18 protein-coding genes are annotated in these 24,289 nt (G+C 71.2%); 13 read left to right on the plus strand and 5 right to left on the minus strand.

The features are described from left to right. Window positions 1-1,290, minus strand: a 1,290-nt coding sequence (locus tag ACZ64A_RS23135) for a G1 family glutamic endopeptidase (RefSeq protein WP_469812690.1), incomplete at its 3' end; no start/stop codon positions are given. Window positions 1,291-2,148: 858 nt separating this feature from the next. Beyond that, the gene (locus tag ACZ64A_RS23140; RefSeq protein WP_469812691.1) at window positions 2,149-2,583 is read right to left on the minus strand and encodes a VOC family protein; all 435 of its coding nucleotides are present in this window, start codon (window positions 2,581-2,583) and stop codon (window positions 2,149-2,151) included. 240 nt (window positions 2,584-2,823) lie between these two features. Between ACZ64A_RS23140 and ACZ64A_RS23145 the strand changes: the two genes are divergently transcribed. From ACZ64A_RS23145 to ACZ64A_RS23170, 6 genes are all read left to right on the plus strand, one after another. Continuing rightward, entirely contained in the window at window positions 2,824-3,972 is a 1,149-nt protein-coding gene (locus ACZ64A_RS23145) for a hypothetical protein (protein WP_469812692.1), read from the plus strand. Between the two features lie 7 nt (window positions 3,973-3,979). Continuing rightward, window positions 3,980-4,666, plus strand: coding sequence for an HAD family hydrolase (locus ACZ64A_RS23150; protein ID WP_469812694.1), 687 nt, complete (start codon window positions 3,980-3,982; stop codon window positions 4,664-4,666). A 206-nt stretch (window positions 4,667-4,872) separates the two neighbouring features. Then, window positions 4,873-6,234 carry a bifunctional o-acetylhomoserine/o-acetylserine sulfhydrylase gene (locus ACZ64A_RS23155; protein ID WP_469812696.1) on the plus strand — a complete coding sequence of 454 codons (1,362 nt, stop codon included), beginning with the start codon at window positions 4,873-4,875 and terminating at the stop codon, window positions 6,232-6,234. Next, entirely contained in the window at window positions 6,235-7,380 is a 1,146-nt protein-coding gene (metX, locus tag ACZ64A_RS23160; protein WP_469812698.1) for a homoserine O-acetyltransferase MetX, read from the plus strand. A gap of 232 nt (window positions 7,381-7,612) precedes the next feature. Next, a complete protein-coding gene (locus ACZ64A_RS23165; RefSeq protein WP_469812699.1) occupies window positions 7,613-8,824 on the plus strand; it encodes a S1 family peptidase in 1,212 nt (403 codons plus the stop codon). 168 nt (window positions 8,825-8,992) lie between these two features. After that, entirely contained in the window at window positions 8,993-10,009 is a 1,017-nt protein-coding gene (locus ACZ64A_RS23170) for an XRE family transcriptional regulator (RefSeq protein ID WP_469812700.1), read from the plus strand. A 42-nt stretch (window positions 10,010-10,051) separates the two neighbouring features. Here ACZ64A_RS23170 and ACZ64A_RS23175 read toward each other — a convergent pair whose 3' ends face one another. Further along, on the minus strand, window positions 10,052-10,510 hold the full coding sequence (locus ACZ64A_RS23175) for a hypothetical protein (protein ID WP_469812702.1): 459 nt from the start codon (window positions 10,508-10,510) through the stop codon (window positions 10,052-10,054). 95 nt (window positions 10,511-10,605) lie between these two features. Here ACZ64A_RS23175 and ACZ64A_RS23180 point away from each other — a divergent pair, with 95 nt between their 5' ends. Next, window positions 10,606-10,986 carry a MerR family transcriptional regulator gene (locus ACZ64A_RS23180; protein WP_469812704.1) on the plus strand — a complete coding sequence of 127 codons (381 nt, stop codon included), beginning with the start codon at window positions 10,606-10,608 and terminating at the stop codon, window positions 10,984-10,986. A gap of 116 nt (window positions 10,987-11,102) precedes the next feature. On the opposite strand, the gene ACZ64A_RS23185 is transcribed toward ACZ64A_RS23180, so the two are convergent. Continuing rightward, complete coding sequence (locus ACZ64A_RS23185; protein ID WP_469812705.1) at window positions 11,103-12,281, minus strand: serine hydrolase domain-containing protein; 1,179 nt, start codon at window positions 12,279-12,281, stop codon at window positions 11,103-11,105. A 207-nt stretch (window positions 12,282-12,488) separates the two neighbouring features. Between ACZ64A_RS23185 and ACZ64A_RS23190 the strand changes: the two genes are divergently transcribed. The 4 genes from ACZ64A_RS23190 (at window position 12,489) to ACZ64A_RS23205 (ending at window position 20,133) form a co-directional block, all read left to right on the plus strand. Beyond that, window positions 12,489-12,959 (plus strand): hypothetical protein, encoded by a 471-nt coding sequence (locus ACZ64A_RS23190; protein ID WP_469812707.1) that lies wholly within the window; start codon window positions 12,489-12,491, stop codon window positions 12,957-12,959. After that, complete coding sequence (locus ACZ64A_RS23195; RefSeq protein ID WP_469812709.1) at window positions 12,956-15,025, plus strand: esterase/lipase family protein; 2,070 nt, start codon at window positions 12,956-12,958, stop codon at window positions 15,023-15,025. The genes ACZ64A_RS23190 and ACZ64A_RS23195 overlap by 4 nt, the downstream gene beginning before the upstream one ends. Before the next feature lie 236 nt (window positions 15,026-15,261). After that, complete coding sequence (locus ACZ64A_RS23200; protein ID WP_469812710.1) at window positions 15,262-18,657, plus strand: BTAD domain-containing putative transcriptional regulator; 3,396 nt, start codon at window positions 15,262-15,264, stop codon at window positions 18,655-18,657. 63 nt (window positions 18,658-18,720) lie between these two features. Next, window positions 18,721-20,133, plus strand: coding sequence for an FAD-binding oxidoreductase (locus ACZ64A_RS23205; protein ID WP_469812712.1), 1,413 nt, complete (start codon window positions 18,721-18,723; stop codon window positions 20,131-20,133). A gap of 132 nt (window positions 20,134-20,265) precedes the next feature. On the opposite strand, the gene ACZ64A_RS23210 is transcribed toward ACZ64A_RS23205, so the two are convergent. Beyond that, complete coding sequence (locus ACZ64A_RS23210; RefSeq protein ID WP_469812714.1) at window positions 20,266-20,643, minus strand: hypothetical protein; 378 nt, start codon at window positions 20,641-20,643, stop codon at window positions 20,266-20,268. 321 nt (window positions 20,644-20,964) lie between these two features. Here ACZ64A_RS23210 and ACZ64A_RS23215 point away from each other — a divergent pair, with 321 nt between their 5' ends. Beyond that, window positions 20,965-22,170, plus strand: coding sequence for a phospholipase D-like domain-containing protein (locus tag ACZ64A_RS23215; protein WP_469812715.1), 1,206 nt, complete (start codon window positions 20,965-20,967; stop codon window positions 22,168-22,170). A gap of 151 nt (window positions 22,171-22,321) precedes the next feature. Then, window positions 22,322-24,190, plus strand: coding sequence for a PP2C family protein-serine/threonine phosphatase (locus ACZ64A_RS23220; protein WP_469812717.1), 1,869 nt, complete (start codon window positions 22,322-22,324; stop codon window positions 24,188-24,190). The last annotated feature ends 99 nt before the right edge of the window (window positions 24,191-24,289 follow it).

Genomic DNA, 24,289 nt, shown 5'->3' on the forward strand with positions numbered 1-24,289 from the left:
CAACGGGAAGAAGTGACCAGCCTGCGGATCACCCCACCCATCATGGTCGTTCCAATACGTCGTCCACACACGATTGTCAAACCCGACCACAAACAGATCCAGGTTTCCTGGTGCGCGGGAGACGGCGGCGATCTGCTGCGTCGTGTGGTCGAACACCGCCCCACCCGGCAACGGGAACCAGTCTCCGCTCCAGCCGACCTGGTCGTTCCAGTACGTGGTCCACACGCGGTTGTCGAACCCGATCACGAACAGATCGAGGTTTCCGGGGGCGCGGGAGACCGCCGCGATCTGCTGCTTGGTGTAGTCGAACACGGCCCCACCCGGCAGCGGGAAGAAGCCCGCGTCCACGTAGTTCACTGAGAGCGAGTTGGTCGCCAGAGTGACGTTCGTCAAGGACCTTCCGAACGCGGTGATGTTGGTCGTGTCGCCGGCGTTGGGATCAGCGGCGACGGTCCCGCTCGGGTCGGAGCCGAAGGCCGTCGAGAAGTCGACCGGGCTGAATCTGGGCAGGGATGTACCCGGCTCGCCCGTGTTCGGCGCCTCGACGATCCACTCCAGGCTGTTGCCGCTGAAGGACGCGCCGGGCGGAGCGGCGAGCTGGATGTTGAAGTAGCGCCCCCGATCGACGTTGCCGAACATCACGTAGCCTTGACCGTTCTGGTAGGCAACTCTTGCGAACACCTCGTCGCCGGGTTCCACAGGCATGTTCTCGATGTTCGTCTGGTAGATGTAGCCGGGCGATCCGTTGACTTGGGGTGCGTACCACTCGTACCAAGCGACGTAGGTCGGTGATCCGTTACCGTCGAGAGACTGCTGCACGCCCGCCTGCAGGACGTCGTTGGAGCCGTATGCGCCGTCGATGCCCACCCATGAGGAAGAGTCCCAGCCCCCGTCGGTCCCGGCCGGAGTCGAGGGAATGGTGACCGTCGGTACCCGCCAGATGGCCACGGCGGTGTCCCACGTCCCTGCGATCGTGCTTCCAGCCCAATTGCTCGTGGTGTAGGCGGTGTCCGCGACCCGCTCGCGCGGCGTCAGCTCATGCGTGACGCCCTCCTGTGGCGCGAGCCGGGGGACGATGCGTGCGTCATCCGGCCAGTCCCGGTCGAGCAGGCGCCGACGCGTTGCAGCGACATGCTCGTCGGCACTGTCCAGCTGTCCGAGCAATTCGTTGGCGATGGCTTCCCCGCGACTCAGCGGCGTGTCGGCGTGCTCCGGGGCATATTGGATTGCCGCTACTCCTGGAAGGTTCGTCTCTGCGAGCCTGAAAGAACTACGGACGGCTTGAGACATGGTTTCCTCCGATAGTGGAGCCGGGCCCATCAGGGGTAGTACGACAGGTTGGCGAGCGGCGACCCTGAAGTGCGCAGATTCCCGCTGAATACCCGTACCGTCAACTTTCGGATGGTGTTGCCGGCGTGTGAGGTAACCGTCGTCCCTTGACGATCCAGCCCCTTGTACTGCACGTGTGCATTTCTTGCTGACGGCTGAGGCCCCTCTTCACCTGACAGCAGCGGGGAAACCGCCAGCCGCCGCCCAGCCTGTCCACGTGGCAGGTCGTATACAGGCATTGCCGTCGCTTCGAGCCGCTGCGGACGCCTCTTCGGCACCGGGACCTGGGGCAGAGGAGACGCCTGTCACGAGAAGCCCCTGGCTGCTGCCGACCGTCATAGCGGTACGCAGTCTGGTCGCGGGAAGAGGTTTCACTTTGTACCGTCCTCCCTCGCCTGAGCGGTGTCCGGTACGTTGTTCCCGCCACTGCAATTGTCCCGCCGCCATGGTCCTTGCGCGACTTCTACGCCACTGGAGACACCGGTTGAGCAGGCAATCTTCAGCCATGCCTCGGCCGGTATCAGGATGAATCCCCGGTCCCCAGTGCTCATCCTCGGGCTATGGCACGACTGCGACGGCCTTGGCGCCACGTTTCAGGCGGTCGAGGTGATGGCCCGGGTGACGGCCGCGCTTTCGACGTGCAGCAGGCTCACACCGGGGGGCACCATCGGCGAGAGTCGGGAGGGCACGGTTGTCTCCGCCCGCGACTGGCTGACGAAGCTTCAGCTGGTCGCCAATGGTTTCGGGGTGTACTGTCGCCCCCCTAAATCAGAGAGGCCCAAGGGCGGCGGCTCCCCCGCTCCCCGGCTCGCGGACCGCTCAGTCGACGCAGAACTCGTTGCCCTCGATGTCCAGCATCGGGATGCACGACTCGTTTTCGTCGTCGGCATACAGTGTCCGCACGTGGGTCGCGCCGAGCGCCACCAGTCGTGCGCGCTCGGCTTCGAGCGCGGCGAGGCGCTCGTCCCCCGCGAGGCCGGTGCCCACCCTGACGTCGAGATGCACCCGATTCTTGACGATCTTGCCCTCGGGGACACGCTGGAAGTACAGGCGCGGGCCCACGCCCGAGGGATCATTGCAGGCGGACCATGATCCCCGTTCCTCAGGAGGCAGAGTGCCGTTGAAATCGTCCCAGGTGGCGAACCCCTCCGGTGGCGGCGGCATGACGTAACCCAACACCTCGCACCAGAAGCGAGCGAGGCGCTCAGGTTCTGCGCAGTCGAAAGTGACTTGGAATTTCTTGATCGTTGACATCGGCGCACCGTACCGCTTGCCAGGGGGACCGTGCCGCTGATTTACATTCCCGGCAAATGCGCACGTCAGCCGGTATCTGTCACCACAGGGGCGGTATTCGTCCGGCCTGGATCACGCAGGGCTGGGCCTACGGTTTCCCTCGCACAGCTGGTTCGCGATGGTTCGTGGCGAACCGCGGTGAGACATCCGCCGCCGCGCCCCGTACCACCCATGGGGACCCGCGATCGGAGGTGCCGGCTCATGGTCATCGGCGACTGGCGCAACCAGGCTCCCGCTCCCCGCCTCCGCGGCGCCGGTCGGCCAAGGCGCACCGGCGGCGCCCGCGAGGCGGGGGCGTCCCGCTGGGGCGGCCGACGGGTGACGCGGCGCGGGGTGGAGATCACCCTGGGCGTGCTGTGGCTGGTGGACGGGGCACTGCAGTTCCAGCCGTCCATGTTCACCCGCGGCTTCTTCGTGGACATGCTCGGCATGGCGAACATGGGCCTGCCCGGCCCGGTGTCCACGGTGGAGTACGACCTGACCAGCATGCTCGCCGCCCACCCCGCACTGTGGAACGCCCTCTTCGCCGCGCTCCAGGTCGCGCTCGGCGCGGGACTGCTGTGGCGGCGCACCGCCCGCGCGGCACTCGGCCTGTCCGTCCTGTGGGCGCTGTCCGTGTGGATCGTCGGCGAGGGCTTCGGCGGACTCTTCATGGGCGGCATCAACCTGCTGACCGGTGCCCCCGGCGCGGCCCTGCTCTACGCCCTCACCGCCGCGGCCATCTGGCCGCGCCGCGCCTCCGGCGGCGGCCTGGGCGCTTCCGTGAGCGGTGGCCGCGGGGTGCCCGGCCCGTTCGCCCGGGCGTCCGGCCGCGCGTCCAGCGGTGCGTCCGGCGGTGCTCCCGCCGAGCTGAGCGTCGCGGACGAGGGTGTCCTCGGCGGGACGCTCGCGCGCTGGATGTGGCTGCTGCTCTGGCTCTCGACCGCCGCCCTCGAACTCGAACCCGCCAACCACACACCCGCCGCCCAGCTCACCACCACCGGCGAGGGCGAACCGGGTGCCGTCGCCGCCGTCAACCATGCGATCGGCGCGCTGTTCACCGGCTGGGACCTGCCGTTCGTCGTCGTCTTCACGTTGCTCCAAGTCGCCGTCGGCATCGGCGTCCTGGCCCCACGCACCCGCCGCCCCGCCCTCGCCGCGGGCATAGCGCTGGCCCTGGCCACCGGTCTCGCCGGCCAAGACCTCGGCGGCCTCCTCACCGGCCACGCCACCGACCCCGGCACCGGCCCGCCACTGGCGCTGTTCGCCCTCACCCTGTGGCCGCGCACAGTCGAGCGGAAGGCTCCTGAGAGCCGTACAGCGGCCGCGCCGGGCAGGGCTGGGCAGGGCAACGATCCGCTGATGACATGATCGGCGCGTGATCAGTGAGCCGCGCCCGTCCAGTGCCATGAGGTATGTCCTGTTCGATGTCGATGGCACGTTGATCGATGCCCTGGAAAATCAGCGCCTGGTCTGGCGCACATGGGCAGAGCGATACGGGCTGGACCCCGGCGAGGTCTATCGCGTGGCGCTACGAACCCGGCCGATGGAGACCTTTGCGCAGATCGCACCGGAGCAGGAGCCCCACAAGTGCCTCGCGCTGTTGCACGAGTTGGAGGACGACGACGTCCGCACCGGGGCCTATACCGCTTTCGACGGCGCCTCGGAACTGCTCAATGCCTTGCGGCCCGGGACCTGGGCGCTGGTGACGTCGAACTATGAGCACCGGGTGCGGGGCCGTTTCGCCCGGACGGGCTTGCCGGTCCCGGAAGTCGTGGTGGACGCGGCCGCTGTGGAGGAAGGCAAGCCGTCGCCGGTGCCGTATCTGCAGGCAGCCGCGCGACTTCACGCCCAACCGGAGGACTGCCTGGTCATCGAGGACGCCCCCTCTGGGGTGCAGGCCGGGCTGCGTGCCGGGATGACGGTGTGGGGTGTCAACACCTCGGCAGCGGTGGACGGCGTGCATCGCCACTTCAGTACTTTGCGCGAAGCAGTCGGCGACATCCTCGCCTTCGCCTCGGGGTCCCTCCCCCACCGCCTGGAGGGCGCAGCCACAGTGAAGTGATCTCAGGGGGTGTCAGGCGTCCGGTCGGGCGTCGGGCGTCGGGCGTCGGGCGTCGGGCGTCGGGCGTCGGGCGTCGGGCGGGGGCATTGCACCCGCATGTCGTTCGTGAAGTCCGCGTTGCACGTGGCGTATCGCGCTGTCCGCGCGCCTCCGGGCGTGCTTCGCTCATGTCGCATCAGCGCCGCTCTCCCCGTACAAGGAGCACCATGAGCAGCCAGCCCGTCGACTCCGTCACCGCCGGCCACGTCCCCTCGGAGTCGCCCGCCGGTCCCGATACCTCGGCCTGGTCCTTCGAGACGAAGCAGATCCACGCCGGTGCCGCGCCCGACCCCGCTACCGGGGCGCGCGCCACGCCGATCTACCAGACCACGTCGTTCGTGTTCCGGGACACCGGCCACGCCGCCGACCTGTTCTCGCTCGCCGAACCCGGAAACATCTACACCCGGATCCACAACCCCACCCAGGACGTGTTCGAGCAGCGGATCGCCGCCCTGGAGGGCGGGGTGGCCGCCGTCGCCCTGTCCTCCGGGCAGGCGGCGGAGACCCTCGCACTGCTGACCCTGGCGGGCGCCGGCGACCACATCGTCTCCAGCACCGCCCTGTACGGCGGCACCTACAACCTGTTGCGCCACACACTGCCGCGGTTTGGCATCGAGGTGTCCTTCGTGGACGACCCGGACGACGCCGAGGCATGGCGGGCGGCGATCCGGCCGAACACCAAGGCGCTGTTCGCCGAGTCGCTCGGCAACCCGCGCGGCAACGTGCTCGACGTGCGCGCGGTCGCCGACGTGGCGCATGCGGCGGGCGTGCCGCTCATCGTGGACAACACGGTTCCCACCCCGTTCCTGCTGCGGCCGCTCGAGCACGGCGCCGACATCGTCGTGCACTCCGCGACGAAATTCCTCGGCGGGCACGGAACCGCGATCGCGGGCGTCGTCGTGGACGGCGGCACGTTCGACTTCGGCGCGCACGCCGACCGGTTCCCGGACTTCACGGAGCCCGACCCGAGCTACCACGGCCTGCGCTACTGGCCCGCACTCGGCCCCGGCGCCTACGCCGTCAAGCTGCGCGTGCAGTTGCTGCGCGACCTCGGCCCGGCGCTGTCCCCGCACTCCGCGTTCCTGCTGCTCCAGGGTGTGGAGACGCTGAGTCTGCGCATCGAACGGCACACCGCCAACGCCCAGGCTCTCGCGGAGTGGCTGGAGCAGCGCGACGAGGTGGCCGCCGTCCACTACGCCGGCCTGCCGTCCAGCCCGTGGTACGAGGCCGGGCGGACGTATCTGCCGCGCGGCGCCGGAGCCATCGTCTCCTTCGAACTGCGCGGCGGGGTCGAGGCGGGCAAGCGGTTCGTGGACGGCGTGGAGCTGTTCAGCCACCTCGCCAACATCGGTGACGTGCGCAGCCTGATCATCCATCCGGCGTCCACCACGCACAGCCAGCTGGACGAGGCGCAGTTGGCCGCGACCGGCACCGCGCCGGGGCTGGTGCGCCTGTCGGTCGGCATCGAGAGTCTCGCCGACCTGAAGGCGGACCTGGAGGCCGGCTTCCGCGCGGCCAAGGGCGCGTAGGTGCATGCCGTCGCCGCTTCCGAGGCGCCCCCGCCGCCGGCCACCGGGGCCTGGCGGGAGGGGGACCCTCCCGGCCGGCGTCGGTGGTACGACCGGCGGACGCCGCTGCTGTTGGAGTCAGGGGGTGAACTGCCCGGAGTACGGCTGGCGTTCGAGACCTGGGGGACTCTGGCGCCGGACCGCTCGAACGCGGTCCTGGTGTTGCACGCGCTCACCGGGGACAGTCATGTCCGCGGCCCGGCCGAGCCAGGGCATCCCACCCCCGGCTGGTGGGACGCCCTGGTCGGCCCCGGCCGGGCGCTGGACACCGACCGCTGGTTCGTCGTCGCGCCGAACGTGCTCGGGGGCTGCCAGGGCAGCACGGGGCCGGCTTCCCGGCGTCCGGGGCAGACCCGGTCGTGGGGCGGGGCGTTCCCGTTCCTGACCCCGCGCGACCAGGTCGTCGCCGAGAGCGGTCTCGCGGACGCCTTGGGCGTCGACCGGTGGGCGCTGGTCGTCGGGGGCTCCATGGGCGGTATGCGGGCCGTGGAGTGGGCGGTGTCGTTCCCGGAGCGGACGGGCGCGCTGCTGCTGCTCGCCACGACGGCGGCGGCGAGCGCGGAACAGATCGCGTGGGCGCACATCCAGGTGCAGGCCGTGCGCGCGGATCCGCACTGGCAGGGCGGGGATTACCACGACACCGGTCGCGGACCGCACGCCGGTCTGGGGCTTGCCCGCCGGCTGGCCCATGTCACCTACCGCAGCGAACCGGAACTCCAGGTCCGCTTCGGCCGTCTTCCGCAGCAGGCGGAGGATCCCCGGCGCGGCGGCCGCTACCAGGTGGCGTCCTATCTCGACCATCACGCGGCCAAACTGGTGCGGCGCTTCGACGCGGCGAGTTACGTGGTCCTGACCGAGGCGATGAACGCGCACGACGTGGGGCGGGGCCGGGGCGGGGTGCGGCGGGCCCTGCGGCGGGTGACCGTGCCGACGCTGGTCGCCGCGGTGGATTCCGACCGCCTCTATCCGCCGTCCCAGCAGGCGGAGCTGGCCGCCCTGATCCCGGGTGCGGACCGGCTCAGGACGGTGGAGTCGCCGTACGGGCACGACGGGTTCCTGATCGAGACGGAGCAGGTGGCGCGGCTGGTCCGCGAGCTGCTGGACTGAACCGCCGCGGTCACCACCGCGCTCAACAGTTATGCGCACCTCTGTGGAAAACGGAACGCCGAACGCATCTTGAACAACACACCGCGTTCGGGCGAGAGTTCGGGACGGCGGCGCACCCCCATACGCCGCCGGAACGGCATGACACGTACCGCCGACGGCACATGTGGCGTCTCCTGAAGGCCCGTGCCCTCCCCACCGGTGGACGTGTCATGCCCATGCAGAGAGGACTGTTGTGCGCGTTTCCCGCATATCCCTGACGGCCACCGCGATCGGCGCCCTGCTCGCGGCCGCGGTCGCCACGGGCGCCGCCGAGGCCGCCCCCGTTCCCGCTCCCACCGCACCCCGCTACCAGCCGGCGATGGTCGCCGCCCTGGCCCGGTCCCTCGGCGTCAGCGAGGACGCCGCCGTGGCCCGGCTCGACCACCAGGCTGCCCAGGAGACCGAGTTGACCGCACTCGGCCGCGCGGGTGTCGCGACGGACGGCGCCTGGTTCGCCCCCGACGGCACGCTGACGGTGAACGTCTCCTCCGCCGCCGCGGCCACGCAGGTCAGACACCACGGGCTGGCGGCGCGCGTGCCCCAGCGCGGCGAGCGTGCCCTGGACCGGATCAAGGCGTCCCTGGACGCCCGGGCCCTGCGTGACGCCCCCGACGGCGTCACCTCGTGGTCGGTGGATCTGCCCAGCGACACCGTCATCGTGCACGTCACCCCCGGCCGCACGTCCGCGGCGGCCGAAGCCTTCCTCGCGGACGCCGCCTCCCACGGCAGCGCGGTGCGGATCCTGCGCGACGGACAGCGCCTGGCCCCCCAGGCGACCGTCTACCCGGGCAGCAGGATGACGTGGACCAACAGCAGCGGCAGCTGGGTCTGCTCCGTCGGCTACGGCGCCCACGACTCCTCGGGGCGTCAGTACCTCGTGAGCGCCGGTCACTGCGTGGCGGACCTCACGGACCTGTACTACGGCACGGCGCACTTCGCGAAGGGCGTCCACAGCCGTTACGCACTGGGCCGGCGCAGCGTCGACATGGGCATCGCCCAGGTCGACTCGGACGACTCCATCGCCACCCAGGTGGGGACCTGGGGTACCGGAGCGAACGTCGCGGTCCAGGGCAGCAGGCGTGCGGCCCCCGGCGCCTCCCTGTGCAAGTCCGGCCAGACCACGGGGTGGACGTGCGGCGCGGTGAAGTCGTACAACGTCTCCGTCACCTACACCGACGAGCACGGCGGCCCCGACACCGTGGTCACCGGTCTGGCGAGCTCCTCGGTGTGCACGCAGGGCGGTGACAGCGGCGGCGCCTACATCTCCGGCAACCAGGCCCAGGGCATGACCTCGGGCGGCCCCACCGGCCAGCAGTGCTCGGGCACCAACTCCACCGGCTCGTCGTACTTCCAGCCCCTGGACGACGCGCTGTCCTACTACGGTCTGACGCTCAACACGAACTGACCACCGCGTCGGACGCACCAAACGGCGGGCCCGCTCCCTGCGGGCCCGCTCCGCCGTGGACAGCGGGCGTGCCTGCCCGACCGGCTCGAACACGCACGTCCGCCCGCCTGACCGCCCACGGCGTATGATCCCGCCCCACAGGACGCGCATCGGCGTGGCGGAGGTGTCATGAGAAGGCCGCACGAAGCCGACAGGACCGCCGACGAGAACGCAAACGCACCCTCTGACGAAGTCGCTGACGGGGGTGCTGACGAGGGCGCCGCCTGTGCGGCCGGGCACCCCGCCGTCACCAGCTCTGCCGCGCCCTTCGCCGCCGCCTTCCGGGACGCCGTCCAGCGGCGCGGACTCTCCCTGGACCGGGTGCGCGAGCGACTGGCCGCGCAGGGCATCAGCATCAGCCTGGCGACCCTCAGCTACTGGCAGCGCGGACGCAGCCAGCCCGAACAGGCCCGCTCGCTGAGGGCCGTGGACGCCTTGGAAGCCATCCTGGACCTCCCCTCGGGCACCCTGCGATCCCTCATCGGGCCGAGCCGGCCCCGCGGCCGCACCACCGGGCAGGCACCCGGACCGGACGTCTCACGCCAGGTGTTCGGGTGGCAGTCCCACATCGAGCGCGCCCTGGGCCCGGCGTTCCCCCGGTTCAACGACGACCTCGTCGCCCTGACCATCCACGAGACGGCGCGACTGGACCGACATCGCCGGTTCCGCACCCTCACCGTGAAGCAGGTGGTGCGGGCGACGCGCGACGGGGCGAGCCGCATCACCGTCGTGCACGACGAGATAGCCGCGGAATCAGCGACCCTCATCGCCCACTGCGGGCGGCTCGGCACCGTGCGCCGGCTGCCCGAGCTGCGGATCATCGTCGCCGAGGTGGAGTTCGGCCGCGCCCTCGCCCGGGACGAGACCGCGCTGATCGCCTACAGCCTGCGCTACGGCCCCGATCTGGTGCCGTCCCCACCGCACCACGAGCGGCGGCTGCGCACGAGCCCGCACGAGTTCCTGCTGCACGTCTGCTTCCACCCCGACGCGCTGCCGACGAGCTGCCACCGCTACTCGAGGAAGCGGATCGACGGGCCCAAAGAGTACGAGCGACGCACCGCCCTCGATGTCTCCCACACCTCCCACATGTTGCTGCACCGATGCCCGCCGGGCGTCTACGGCATGTCCTGGGAGTGGCCCCGCTGACGCCGGGGATCGGCGGCGGGCGTGGCTCTTTCAGTTGACCGCTCAGCGGTCGAGCCGGCCGGCCCCGTGCTCGAAGGCGGCCCGGGCCTGGCCTTTCCGCAGCCAGGGCACCAGTTGGACGATGGCCCACGCGACCTCGACGATCAGGAACAGCCAGAGTATCCGCGAGACACCGCTGACCAGGGCGTACGCCATCCACGCCGAGAACAGCGTGCGCGCGATGCCGTCGAAGAATCCGTGGACCGGCAGGGGCCGGACGATGCGCAGTGCTGCCCAGACGACCACCACCGAGCCCATCAGGTTCGCGTACAGGATCTGCCAGGAATCGAGTTCGGGCAGAGCGCCCCAGCCGAGCGCCTTGCCCACAGAGGACAGCGCGTCGTGCACCAGCGCGTACGTCCACGGTGTCGCGAACCCCGCCGTGACCAGGAGGTCGTACCAGGCACTGGCGCGTACGGTGCGAAGACAGGCCGATCGTGCGGGGGCATCGGGACGGGTCATGTTGAGGCTCCGGCTGTTGGGCGGTCAGCGACGCCTCACGCTAAACAGTGGAGTACGGTCCAAGGTCAAGTCCACCATCCGAAGGGGACGTCGGGATGCGCATCGGAGAGCTGGCCGCGCGGACGGGGTTGACCAGGGACACGATTCGGTTCTACGAGAAAGTCGGTCTCGTCGCAGGCAGGCGTCTGGCCAACGGCTATCGTGACTTCCCGCCCGAGGCGGTGGCCTGGCTGCAGTACGTCCGCGCCGCCCAGACACTCGGATTCTCGCTGGCGGAGATCGCGCGGACCGGCGAGGAGTTGCGCGGGGTACCGGACGCGTCGGAGGCGCTGTCCGCGCTGTTCGAGGAGAAGATCAAGCTGGTCGACGCACGCATGTCCGAGCTCGCCGCCCTGCGCGCCGAACTTGCCGAACGCGTCGGCACCGGATGCCCATTGCGCGCAGTCGAACCGGATCACGACGGCGTGGGGAAGTGACGGGCCGGGCCGAGGCCGCCGGCGGTGCAGGTGGAGGGGGTGTCGCCGCCGGCGCCGACGAACCTGGATGCCCAGCCGTCGGCCCGCTCCTGGCGTGTCGTGATCGGCCGTGCTCTTCATCCGCCGCACAGTGCACGGTCCACGAGCGCTGTGACGTCCTTGATCTGTCGCACGGCAGTTGCCTCGTCACCGGGTCGGCTGTGCAAGGAGACAGTGATGTTGCTGCGACCGTCCGCGGTCGTGGCGGGCCATACCAAGTAGCCGAATCCGTCGCCGCTGTGCCCCCAGTACCCGCCGCCGCAGGACAAGGGCGTCCAGTCCAGTCCGAGTCCGTCCCGCGTGCCGGGTGGATCACCGTGGCCGGCGAGCACCTCGACCGTGCGCTGCATCTCGGCCAGCTGCGCGGGGGCCAGGAACTCGCCTCGTACCAGCGCCCTGAAGAACCTGTTGGTGTCCGCCGTCGTACTGATCATCGCTCCGTCGGCGTCCCCGTCGAAGGGCAGGTAGGCGATCGTGGTGTCGGTCAGGGCGCCGTTCGGCTCGAACTGCTGGTAGTCACGGGCATGCGGAGTCGGCAGGAACGGCCAGTCGCCGGGGGCGAACGTGTGGGTCAGCCGTAACGGGCGCAGGATTCTTGCTCGGACCTCGTGCTCCCAGTTGTAGCCCGTGGCCGCCTTGATCACCATCCCGAGGACGACGTAGTTGGTGTTCGAGTACTCCCAGTCGCTGCCGGGCACGAAGGACGGCGGGTGCTGCATCGCGAAGGCGACGCGCTGTTCGGAGGTGTAGGTGGTCCAGCGATTCCTGCGGTACCCGGCCGCGCTGAGATCCGGCACGACGTCACGGGTGTAGTCGGGCAGTCCGCTGGTGTGCTGGAGCAGTTGGCGCAGGGTGACGCGGTGCCCGTCGTTCCCGTGGCCCCGCACCACGCCCGGCAGCCACCGGTCGACCGTGTCGTCCAGCGACAGTCGTTTTTCGCCCACCAGTTGCAGCAGGACCGTCGCGACGAACGTCTTCGTCGCACTGCCGATCCTCACATACCCGCTCTCGGGCACCGGCTCCGCGGTGCTGAGGTCGCCGACTCCGCTGCGCGCGGTCCGGACGCCCCGAGGGGTCTCCAGCCTGACCGACACACCCGTGACTCCGTCGTCGCGCAACGCGTCGGTGTCCCGCTGCAGTGGGGACAAGGGGGTGGAGGCCGTCGCTTCGGCTTGCGCTGGCAGGAGTACCGCCAGGAGGGCCGCGGTGACGGCGGCCGTTGTCCGGCGCCTGATCCGACTCTGTGTGATCGACATGGTGCCACGCTAGGAAGGGGCACACCCGGCGGACCATCCGGCCGGCTCCAGGTCTTGCCGTCGGGTTGTCCCCAGTCCCACTCGTGTTCGCCGTGTTCGTGTCCATGTGCCCGAAATCGCTCTTCAGGTCACGAAACAGCATCACCTGAGCATTGCGTCGTTCCTGTCGATACGCTCCCCTCCTTCAGGGGATCGGGGGTTGTGGTGATGCGCTCGTCGCGAGCCGCTGTCGGGGTCGTCGTGGGGGTCGTCTGCCTGGTCGTGCTGGTCTTTGTCGTGGCGATGCGGACGGGCGGCAAGGGGGAGGCGCGTGAGGCGAAAAACGGTGGTGTGCCCACGTCCACGGCGACGTCGGGCGTGAGTCAGGCGGCGCAGGTCGCCGCTGCCCTGCGGAAGTTGGCCGTCGATCCGTCGTCGTTGGTGGCCTCCAGCGCGGTGGGCGAGGTCGCGGGGCGTGCCGGGCAAGCCGTGCCGAAGGGTTCGACTGTCACACCGCACGTCGCTTCCTGGGAGCCGGACGGCGTCGGCGGCGGCGTGATGACGGTGACCGTGGCCCCTCCGGGCGGGGTGGCCGTCGACTACGCGGCGGTCATGGCCGACGAGAACGGCTCCTGGAAGGTCCTGGCGACGATGGCACTGCCCTCCGGCGCGACCAGCCCGGGGCCGGTGACGTCATGAACGGATTCCGCCTCCGCAGGGCGGTGCTCGCCGCGGCCGCGTTCCTGCTGGCGGCCGTCCCCTCGGTGACCGCTCGCCTTCCGGCGTACGCGGCAGCGGCGGCACCGGCCGATTGGGGCAAGCGGTGCGGTTCGGCCGGCCTCGGCCTGGAGAAGGACACGGTCGAACTGGCCCCGCCACTCGCCCGGGACACCAAGCCCGACGGCTCGCCGGTCTCGTACTCGCCCGACTCCCGGGGCAGGTACACGCCCGTCATCATGGTGCACGGCTGGACCGGTGGCGACACCCACGACGATGCCGGACGAGGCGCGTTTTCCCACCGGATCGACCTGACGGCCAATCGTCTGGGCACGGTGCGCACGACCCGCTCGCTGATCGGCCAGTTGCAGACGCTGCCCGGCGCGGCGGTGTTCACCTTCGACTACCACCCGTACTCGGCACGCTGGGTCGACGACTCCCATCTCGGGCCGGCGCTGGGCAAGGTCATCGACTGCCTCTACCAAGCCAGCGGGCAGAAGGTCATCATTGTCGGCCACTCGATGGGCGGGCTCGTCGCCCGGTACGCGACCACGCACCCGGGCGTCGCCGGCTCCGACCGCTCGCGAGAGGTCAGCACCGTCGTCACCTTCGGCACCCCAGAGACGGGATCGGTCGCCGCTCTGCTGAGCGAGGCAGGCCTCGACCTGGGCGCCGCGACCAACGACCTGTTGGCCGTCGTCAGGCTCGTCCTGGCCGGCTGCGGACAGCTGGCCGGCCGAGAGATCGAGACCGGGACGCTGTGCGACGGCCTCCCGGCGCCGGTCAGGGCGTTCGATTCACAGGCGGGACGCGCGCTGCGCGCCGGTTCCGCGCCATTGCGGGCGCTCGGAGCGTGGCCGAGGTCCGTCCAAGTGGACGCGCTGGCCGGGCAGGCGCGCTTCCAGGTCCCCCGGTCGGGATGGTTCGGGCTGTCGTGGGGGCGGTCGAAGACCGTCGACACCGGGGACATGGTGGTCACCTCCGGGTCCGCGCTCCAGGGCGCCGACTCGGTGCGGACGGTCTCCTGTTCGTATCAGCTCGACCTCGTCCGCGGGGCGAGCGACGCCATCGGGCTGAGCCTGGGCCTGGTCAGCAAGGCGGACACGGCCGACGTGCCGTTGAAGGCGTTCAACGGTGCGTGCTTCCATCCCGACCTCATGCGGAGCATCGAACTCACCAACGAGGCGGTCGGCGCGGTGTCGGACGACATCCGCTTCCGGCAACCCGTGACCGCGTCGAGCCTGCTCTCCGCCCCGGTGCCCGCCGCCTGCGGTCACCCGGCGGGAACACTGGACGGCGGGAAGCTGCCGGGGATCCCGGCACAGGCGGGGGTGATGGGGCTGGCCTGGCTGGAGACCGGACAGCCGCGGGCGGATCTGCTGGCGCTCGGGGATCTCGACGGCGACGGTACCGGGGACGCGGCGGCCACCCTCTACTGCACCGCCGGCGGAGTCTCCTGGCCGGAGATCATCGCCTTCTACCGGACCGGTCCCACTCTGCTCGGACACATCGCTCTGAGCGACATCAACCTCCCGGGCCGCGCCCAGGGCGAGAACGCGTCCGTGCACCGGCTGCGGTACACCGCCGGCGGCGTCACCGCGCAGTGGTCGACACAGCAGGACGGCGACCCGGGCGCGAGCGCCACCCTCGACTACACCGCGACCCTGCGCTGGAGCGGCCACGGCATCACCGTCTCCGGCCTCAGCGCCGCCACGGAACGCGCCACCGCGGAACGCTTCCTGCTCGCCCTCCGCCACCACGACACGGCCACGGCGTCCTCGCTCGCCGGGGAGGGTGTGGCGCAGACGGCCTCCGAGCAGTTCCGCCTGTACGCGGACGCGCTCGCCGCCACGCCCGAATGCCTCGGCCCCAACAGCACGTTCCCGCCGAGCGCGGAGGCGCTTCCCGGCGTCGGAGGGCCCGGGTACGTGGACGCCGACCGCTACTGCCTGCTGCCCACCACAGCCGGGGGAGCCTCGTATGTCGTACTCGGCATGGACAAGACCGGCTTCGAGCAATGGCGAGTGTCGTCCGTGAGCGTGGTGTGACTGCGGGGCGATCGCACGTCGGGACGATGAGCCGCCGTACCGGGGCCGGCAGACGCGCTGCGCGAGGGCGCCTTGTGAAGCGGCCGGAGGGCAGGGCCGCCGCGCAAGCCCGACGCGAGGTGAGGCGAAGCGCGGGGAGCGTGGGCGCCGAGCGGGCCTTCCTCCGCCTGGGCGCGTCCGGAGGGCTCCGCCTGGGCGCGTCCGGAGGGCGGCGGTAGCCTGCTCGTGAGGCAGTCATGACGGACCAGGTGCGCATCCGGCTCCTCGGTGGTTTCACCGTGGCGGTGGCCGACCGCCCGGTGCCGGCCGGGGTGTGGCGGTTGCGCAAGGCCCGTACGCTGCTGAAGCTGCTCTGTCTGTCCCCGGACCACCGGATGCACCGCGACCAGCTCTACGAACTGCTGTGGCCGGACCTCGACCGCACGGCGGCGGCCAACAACCTCCACCAGGCGCTGCACGCCCTGCGGCGCGCGCTGGGCACGGCCGGTGCACCCGGTGACGCCGTCCTGCTCCGTGACGACCTGGTGCTGCTCGGCCCCGCTGGGGATGTCCGGATCGACCTCGACGACTTCGAGGCGGCGGCCAGGCGGGCGTACGACAGCGGGCAACCGGCGGACTACCGCACCGCGCTGGCACTGGGCGAAAGAGATCTGCTGCCGGAGGACCGTTACGAGCCATGGGTGAACGAGGCGGCCGAGGCGCTGCTGGCACGGCGTACGACACTTCGGCTGGGACTGGGCGAGGCGCTGGAGCGCGACGGGCGCACCAGTGAGGCCGCCGAGGTGCTGCGGGCCCTGATCGGCGATGACCCACTGCACGAGCCCGCGTACCGGGCGCTGATGCGTGTACTGGCCGACGCCGGACGACGAGGGGAGGCACTGGCTGTCTACGAAGGGCTGCGCAACGAGTTCCGTCGGGAGACCGGCTCCGACCCCGATCCGCAGACGCGGCGCCTGTACCGGGTGCTGCTGGCCGATTCCGTCGAGGCGCCGCAGCCGCAGGCCAGGTCGCCGGGGCGCCGGCAGGCGGGCTCGTCGCGGCGCCGTCTGCCGACGCCGGCCACGCCTCTGATCGGCAGGGAGCGTGAGACGGCCGAGGTGGAGCAGATGCTCGGGCGCAGCGGTCTGTTCACGCTCACCGGGGCCGGTGGCTGCGGCAAGACGCGGCTGGCTCTGGCCGTGGCGGCGCGCCGGGGCGACGACTTCCAGGACGGGGCATGGTTCGTGGACCTCGCCGGTCTGGCCGAGCCGGACCTTGTCCCGGAGGCGGTCGCGACCGCGCTGGAACTGCAGCTCCCGCCGTACGGCGGCGGCCGGGACGCTCTGATCTCCCAGCTCGCCGAGCGGGAGCTGCTGCTCGTCCTGGACAACTGCGAGCACCTGATCGACGCGTGCGCCGCCCTGGTCTCCGAGATCATCGCCCGGTGCCCGGGCGTCCTCGTCCTCGCGACCAGCCGGGAAGCGTTGCGCTCGTACGGGGAGCGGACCTTCCGGGTGCCGTCGCTGAGCCTGCCGGATCCCCACCGGCTGCCGTCCGTGGCGGAGCTGGGCCGCTTCGCCTCCGTGCGACTGTTCATGGAACGAGCCGTGGACGCGGCGCCCGGTTTCCGGCTCTCTGCGGGGAACGCGGCCGCCGTGGCGCAGATCTGCTTCCGGCTCGACGGGATGCCGCTGGCGCTGGAGCTGGCCGCGGCGCGAGTACGCGTGCTGGCCCCGCAGCAGATCGCCGAACGTCTCGACGACACGCTGGCCCTCCTCGGCCAGGGCAGCCGGCGTGGGGCAACGCGCCAGGAGACGCTGCTCGCGACCCTCGAGTGGAGCCACCGGCTCCTCGACGACGACGAGCGGCGCCTGCTGCGCCGGCTGGCGGTGTTCCTGGGCAGCTTCTCCCTCGCGGCGGCCGAGGAGGTGTGCGGGGACGGTCCGCGCCCCTCGGGCGGTCCGCACCTCTCGGACGGTCCGCACCTCTCGGACGGTCCGCGCCCCCCGGTGCTGGACCTCCTCGGCCGGCTGGCCGACAAGTCCCTGGTGTGCGTGGAACCCCACCAGGACGAGGTCCGCTACCGGCTGCTCGAGACGATCCGCCAGTACGCCATGGACCGGTTGCGTGCCGCGGGCGAGGTGGCGGTGACCGAGGCCTGGCACCGGCGCTTCTACCTCGCGCTCGCCGAGGCGCAGGACCAGGAGCCGCCCACCGGCGTCTCAGGGGCGGCTTCCTCGGTGCTGGAGGCCGACTACGGCAACCTCCGTGCCGCCTTGCGTTCCCTGCTGCGGCACGAACCGGACAAGGCGCTGCGGCTGACGGTGGCCCTGCGGTCGTTCTGGCCCGAGCGGGGCCGTCTCGCCGAGGGCCGACGGTGGCTGGACGCCGCCCTGGCCGCGGCGCCGGACCCCACCCCGGAACGCGCCCGGGCGTTGATGGGGCGGGCGGTGCTGGCGATCCGCCTCGGGGACGGTTCCCCGCTGGAGGACATCGCGGAGCAGATCATCCAGATCCAGGAGCGACGGCACCCTGATCCGGCAGCGGCGGCGTTCGCCCACTGCCAGCAAGCGGTCCTGCTGTGGATGCGGGGTGTCGGGGACCGCGCTCGCACGGCTCTCGACCTGGCCGGTGCCCTGGCCCGCGAGGCCGGCGAACCGAGGGTGCTGGCCGTCGCGGCGCACCTCAAGGGCGTCTGGGCCGTCTGCCGGGGCGAGGGCTCCGCGGCCCGAGACGCCTGCCGGCGGTGTCTGCGGCTGCTGGACGACGTGGATGCGCACAGCGACCCGTTCTTCCCGGTCATGACGCCGGGCTACGCGGTGGAGGAGGACAGCACGGGCACGGTGTCGCTGTACTTCGAGGAGACGGTGCTGGCGGGCCGTACCGTCGGCAGGTCCCGGGCCCGCGGCTACGCGCTGGCCAACCTCGCATGGGCGCTGCGCCTCGACGGCGACCCGCACGCCGCCGCCACGGCCGCTGTCGACGCCGCCGCCGGTGCCGAAGCTGCTGCCTCCGCCTCTGTCGACGCCTCTGCCGCCGCCGCTCTCGACGCCTCTGTCGACGCCGCCGAGCAGAGCGTCGACTGTTTCCGCACGCTGGACGACCCCTACGGTGAGTCCCTCGCGCTCAATCTCCTGGGCAATGTCCACCGGAGCCGCGGCGATCGCGCCCGGGCACGCAAGTACCTGGACGCGGCGCTGTCGATCCGGCGGCGGCTCGGCGACCACCGGGAGGAGGGCATCACCAGCGGCTGTCTGGGCCTGCTCCAGCTGGCCGACGGCGACCTCGGCGGCGCGCAGGCCACGATCGCCCGCGTCCTCGCCGGTTTCGAGGAGACCGACGACCTCCCGGGCATGGTCAACAGTCTGCTGCACCTCGCTCTCGTCGCGCGGGCCGACGGACGGCCGGCACGAGCACGCGACCTGCTGGTACGGGCCCAGCGGCTGGAGCACGTCCCCGGGTCGCCGCCCGCCGCCGGGTGGGTGGCGCTCATGCTGGCGCACTCGCTGTCGCGGGCCGGTCAGCCGGATGCCGCGAGGAAGGCGGCAGCTCAGGCCGATGCCCTGTTCACCCGGCTCGGCGACACCCGCGGGCCGAGCGCATTGCGGCGTGCGGTGCCGGTGACCGGGCAACGCAAAGCGGCTGCTGAGTGAGTGCTAAGAGCCGCTGCCTACCGTCCTGAGCGTCGGTGCACACTCACACCAAGGGAGCCGATCATGTCGATCGACACGGCAAGGGGAATCCTGGGGGACGCCACCGTCGCCGAACTGCAGGCAGGTCTGCGCGGCACGGTCGTCCGCCCCGGCGACCGGGACTACGACCAGGCCCGCGCCGTCTGGAACGGCGCGCACGACAAACACCCGGCGCTCGTCGTGCGATGCGCCGGGACCGCGGATGTCCTGCGCGCGGTCGAGTTCGCACGCAGCCAGGATCTGCTCGTCGCCGTGCGCGGCGGCGCGCACAGCATCGCCGGGTTTTCGACCTGCGACGACGGCATCGTCATCGACCTGTCCGCCATGAAGGGAGCCGTCGTCCGTCCCCGGCAGCGGCGGGTGGTCGCCCAGGCCGGCATGACGTGGGGGGACCTCGATCACGAGACACAGGCTTTCGGCCTCGCCACCACCGGTGGTCTGGTGTCCTCGACCGGGATCTCCGGGTTCACCCTCGGCGGCGGGGTCGGCTGGCTGCTGCGCCGTCACGGCCTGGCCTCCGACAACCTCGTGGCGGCGGAGGTCGTCACCGCGGACGGCCGCCTGGTGCGCGCGGACTCCGAAGAGCACTCCGAGCTGTTCTGGGCCCTGCGGGGCGGCGGCGGGAACTTCGGCGTCGTGACCTCGCTCGAATACCGGCTGCACCCGGTCGGGCCGCAGGTCCTGGCCGGTCTGATCGTCTACCCCGTGGCGCAGGCCCGGCAGGTGATCACGGGTTGGCGGGAGACTCTCGCGGAGGCGCCTGACGAACTGACGACGCTGATCAATCTGACCACGGCGCCCCCGCTGCCGTTCCTGCCGCCGGAGGTCCACGGCACCCGTGTCGTGGTCCTGGCCGGCATGTACGCGGGCGACCCCGCGAGCGGCGAGGCGTCCGTCGCGCGGTTGCGGACGCTGGGCACGCCCCTCGCGGATCTCATGGGGCCGATGCCGTACACCGCCATGCAGTCACTGCTCGATCCGCTGTGGACGCCCGGCGCCCACAACTACTTCACGTCGGCCTTCATCGAGCCGACCGATGCCGCGCTCGACGCCGTGCTGGAACGCCATGGGACGACTCCCACGCCCTTCAGCGAACTGCACATGCACCAGTTGGGCGGTGCGTTCGCCCGTGTGCCCGCGGAAGCCTCGGCGTTCAGCCAGCGTGACCCGAGCGTGCTGGTCAACGTGATCGCGCGCTCCCCCGTCGCCGCGGACTTCGACGCCCACGTCGCCTGGGCCCGCCGGACCCGCGACGAGATCGCCGGCCACGGCCAGGGCGCCATGTACGTGAACTTCACCGGGGACGCCTCGGAGGACCGGGTGCGGGCGTCGTATCCGGGAGCGGTGCACGAACGGCTCGTGCGGGTCAAGGACGCCTACGACCCGACGAACCTCTTCCGCCTCAACCAGAACATCCGCCCGTCGTCCACGGTCTGAGCGGCCGCGGCGCGTGCCGGCGCCGGGACGCCGGTGCTCGGGCTGACACATGGCGGTGGCCGCAGGCGGCTGTGGAAGCCGGCCGCGGCCACCGCGTATCGGACGGAACGTCAGGCGTCAGGCGGGCACACGTCAGTAGGTGTAGCTGAGGCCCGACTTGTACGGGGTCAACGTGCGCTGACCGACGACGCCGCGGTAGGTGTACCAGCCCCATTTCTTGCACATGGTCTGGTAACTCAGGGTGTTGGAGGCGCCGGTGCCCACCCGCACCCGGGGATAGATGACGTTGTCACCCCAGTCTCCCCCGGCCGGGCCGCTCGAATAGTCGTCAACGGCCCAGTACACGCCGACGACGGATCCTCCCGCGGGACAGTTCCACTGGCCGAAATTGACCCACACGTTTCCCCCGGTCCACGCGCCGGCCGGGGCGGCAGCCAAACCGACCGCCCCTAACGCCATCAGCGAGCCGACCAGCCCCGTTCGGACCGTACGCAGCAGTGACCTACGCATGTTCCCTCCCCTTGCGCCAGGTCCCTGCCCGCGTTCACGGGCTTCGCCTGGCGAAAACGAACCCTCCCACAACAGCTGGCTACTTGTCCGACTTTCACGCTGCATTACGTATATCGAATCTTTATTCCGAATAGATGCTTTTGTTCGAAGACTGATGTCGTGCACCCGTCGCGGTGGCTCGGACACCGGGGCCGGGCCGGGCCGTCCCTTCCCTCTTCCGCCCGCCGGGAGTGAGCCGGTGGCGGCCGGGCATCCGCTCTCTCGGGCTCGCCCGGCAGCCCGCGTACTTCTCTGTCCTCTTGGTCCAACGGGAGACTCGGCGTGATCCTCGACGGCATACCCGTACCCTCCGCGCTCGGTGCCCCCGACGCGGAGGCCCGCAAGCAGCGTCTGCGCCGCCGCCTGGAGCGGCTGATCGGCGTCGCGGCCACCGAAGGGAACGAACTGCTGCCCCTGCGCAACGGCGACGAGATCTTCCCCGCGATGCTCGCCGCGATCCGCTCCGCCCGGCACACGATCGACATGATGACGTTCGTGTACTGGCGCGGTCAGATCGCCCGCGACTTCGCCGCCGCCCTCGCCGAGCGCGCCCGCGCCGGGGTACGGGTGCGGCTGCTGCTGGACGGCTTCGGCGCCAAGGAGATCGAACGGCGGCTGCTGGACCTCATGGACGAGGCCGGTGTGCACGTGGCCTGGTTCCGCAAGCCCGTCTGGCTGTCGCCGTTCAAGCAGAACCACCGCTGTCACCGCAAGGCCCTGGTCGTCGACGAGCACACCGCGTTCACCGGCGGCGTCGGCATCGCCGAGGAGTGGTGCGGCGACGCCCGCGGTCCCGGCGAGTGGCGGGACACGCATGTGCAGGTGCGCGGCCCGGCCGTGGACGGCATCGCGGCCGCCTTCGCGCAGAACTGGGCCGAGTGCCACGAGGAGCTCTTCGACGAGCGGGACCGCTTCACCGAGCACCCGCAGGCGGGCTCGTCGATCGTGCAGGTGGTGCGCGGCTCCGCGAGCATCGGCTGGCAGGACATGCAGACCCTCATCCGGGTCATGCTCGAGTCGGCCGAAGAGCGCTTCCGACTGGCGACCGCGTACTTCGCCCCCGACGACTACTTCGTGGACCTGCTGTGCCGGACCGCCCGGCGCGGCGTGCGCGTGGAGATCCTGCTGCCCGGCCCGCACACCGACCAGCGTGCCTGCCAGCTCGCCGGCCAGCAGCACTACACCCGGCTGCTGGAGGCGGGGGTGCGCATCCGCCAGTACCAGCCGACGATGATGCACGCCAAGATCATCACCGTTGACTCGGTCGCCGCGCTCATCGGCTCGACCAATTTCAACCGCCGTTCGATGGACCACGACGAGGAGGTCATGCTCGCCGTCCTGGACGAGGAGTTCACCGCCCACCTCGATCGCGACTACGACGCGGACGTGGAGCACAGCGTCGACATCGATCTCGCCCGCTGGAGACGGCGGGCCGCGTTGCAGCGGGTCAAGGAAGGCGCCGTGACGCCCATCCGGCGCTTCCTCTGACCGGGCGCGCGGCTGGTTGACCGCGGTCGGATTCGGCGGACACTGCAGATGTGCGCCTTCCCGGGGGACCCGCCGAACAGCGAGTCGCCACCGGTGAGGCGATGCGTTGTGGTCTTCTCCTGGGAACCTGTGCCACGAGGAGTGGAGGCCGATGACCGGTTCGGACGAGGTGGTGGACGCCGGCTACGCGGCCGCCGTCCTGCGTGACCTCGGCGCCGGCGTGTTCACCATGGACACCGCCGGTGCGATCACGTACGTCAATCCCTGGGCGGAGCGCCTGCTGGGCCGGTCCGCGGCACGGATGCTGGGCCGTGACGCGCACGATCTGCTGCACCGCCGTCCCGACGGCAGCCCCGTGCCGCGCGACGAGTGCCTCATGCGCACCCCGCTGACGGGCAGCCGCGACGCGGTCGAGGGCAGCGAGGAGTACTTCCTGCGAGGGGACGGCGCCACCCTGCCGATCATCTGGTCGACGACGCCCCTCGAGGTGGAAGGCGTGCGGGGAGGACTGGTGGTCGTCTTCAGCGACTTCAGCCTGCACCGCGACGCCGAGGACCGCGCGGCGGCGCACATGGCCGCCCTGGAGGCGCTGACCGGTCGGCTCAACCTGCTGTCGGAGGTGTCCTCCGTGCTGATGTCCAGCAGGGACGCCACCGCCGCGGCACGCAGGCTGCTGCCCCTGCTGGTCCCGGGGCTCGGGCAGTGGGCCGCCGTGGACCTGCTCGACGCGCGGTCCGGGGCCCTGGAACGGGTCGCCGTGCGCAGCCCGGCGCGTCCCCGCCGGGCGAAACAGCTGGTCGGACCGTTGCAGGCGGCTGCGGCGAAGAGCCTTCCGGATGCTGCGGGTGATCAGCAGGCGTTCCTGGTGGAAGCCGTCGACGTGCAGGACGACCACGCCCTGTTCGCCGCCACCCACCGGACTCTGTTCGAGCGGCTCGGCGGGCGCTCGGCGACTGTCGTCCCGATCCGTTCCAGCCGGGAGCGCTACGGCATGCTGACCGTGGCCGGTGCCGACGGCTCCGGCGCGCCGGCAAAGGCCGAGGTGAGGCTGCTCGCGGACATCGGCCGCCGCCTGGCCCTGGTGCTCGACAACATCCGGCTGTACGACGAGCAGCGCAATGTCGCGGCGACCATGCAACGCCAGTTGCTGGCCCCGTTGCCCCAGGTCGACCATCTGCGGATGACCGCCCGCTATCTGCCGGCGGAGAGGGCCATGGAGGTCGGCGGGGACTGGTACGACGCCTTCCTGCTCGCCGACGGCGTCATGGCCCTGGTCATCGGGGACGTGGTGGGCCACGACCTGAAGGCCGCGGCTCACATGGCCGAGGTACGCAACATGCTGCGCGCGCTGGCCTGGACCCATGTGGAGCCCCCCAGCATGATCATGCGCCGCCTGGACGAAGCGGTGACCCACACCAGCGACGCGCCCATGGCCACGCTGGTCTTCGCCCGTGTCGAAGGCCCCGAAGGGGGGCCGTGGCGGCTGCACTGGGTCAACGCCGGTCACCCCCCGCCCCTGCTGATCAAGCGGGACGGAGACACGCGCTTCCTCACCGGCGGACACGGTCCGCTGATCGGCATGAGCGCCACCCTGCACCTGGGGCTGAGCTGGCCGGACGCACACGAGGACCTGCCCGCGGACTCCACGCTCGTGTTCTACACCGACGGCCTCGTCGAGAGCCGGGAGCGTCCCATCGACGCCGGCATGGCCAAGCTCCGCCACCACGCCTCGGTTCTGGCCCGGAGGCTGCCCGCCGAGAGCGTCGATGTCTTCTGCGACCAGTTGTTGCAGCGCCTGTCCCCGCGCGGCGACGACACCGCCCTGCTGGCGCTGCGTCTGCCGGCCGCGGGGGCGGGCTCCCCCTCGGACCACAGCGCCCCGCCGCCTCCGCAGAGCCCCCACAGCCCGGCAGCCCCGAACCGAGCCGCCCCCGGCTCCCTGCAGGAGCACGCCCCGGTCCAGGACCCCACGCGAGCCGCCCGCAGGGCGATCCGGCCCTACAACAGCCCCGGCAGCTGAGAGGGACCGGGACCGGTGCTGCTGTCGCTGTAGCCGGCGGCACGCCAGCCCTGCGGGCCACACTGCCAGTTGAGTGTCGAGGAACCTGGGTCCGGCCGG

The sequence above is a fragment of the Streptomyces sp. NPDC104814 genome, assembly GCF_055583185.1.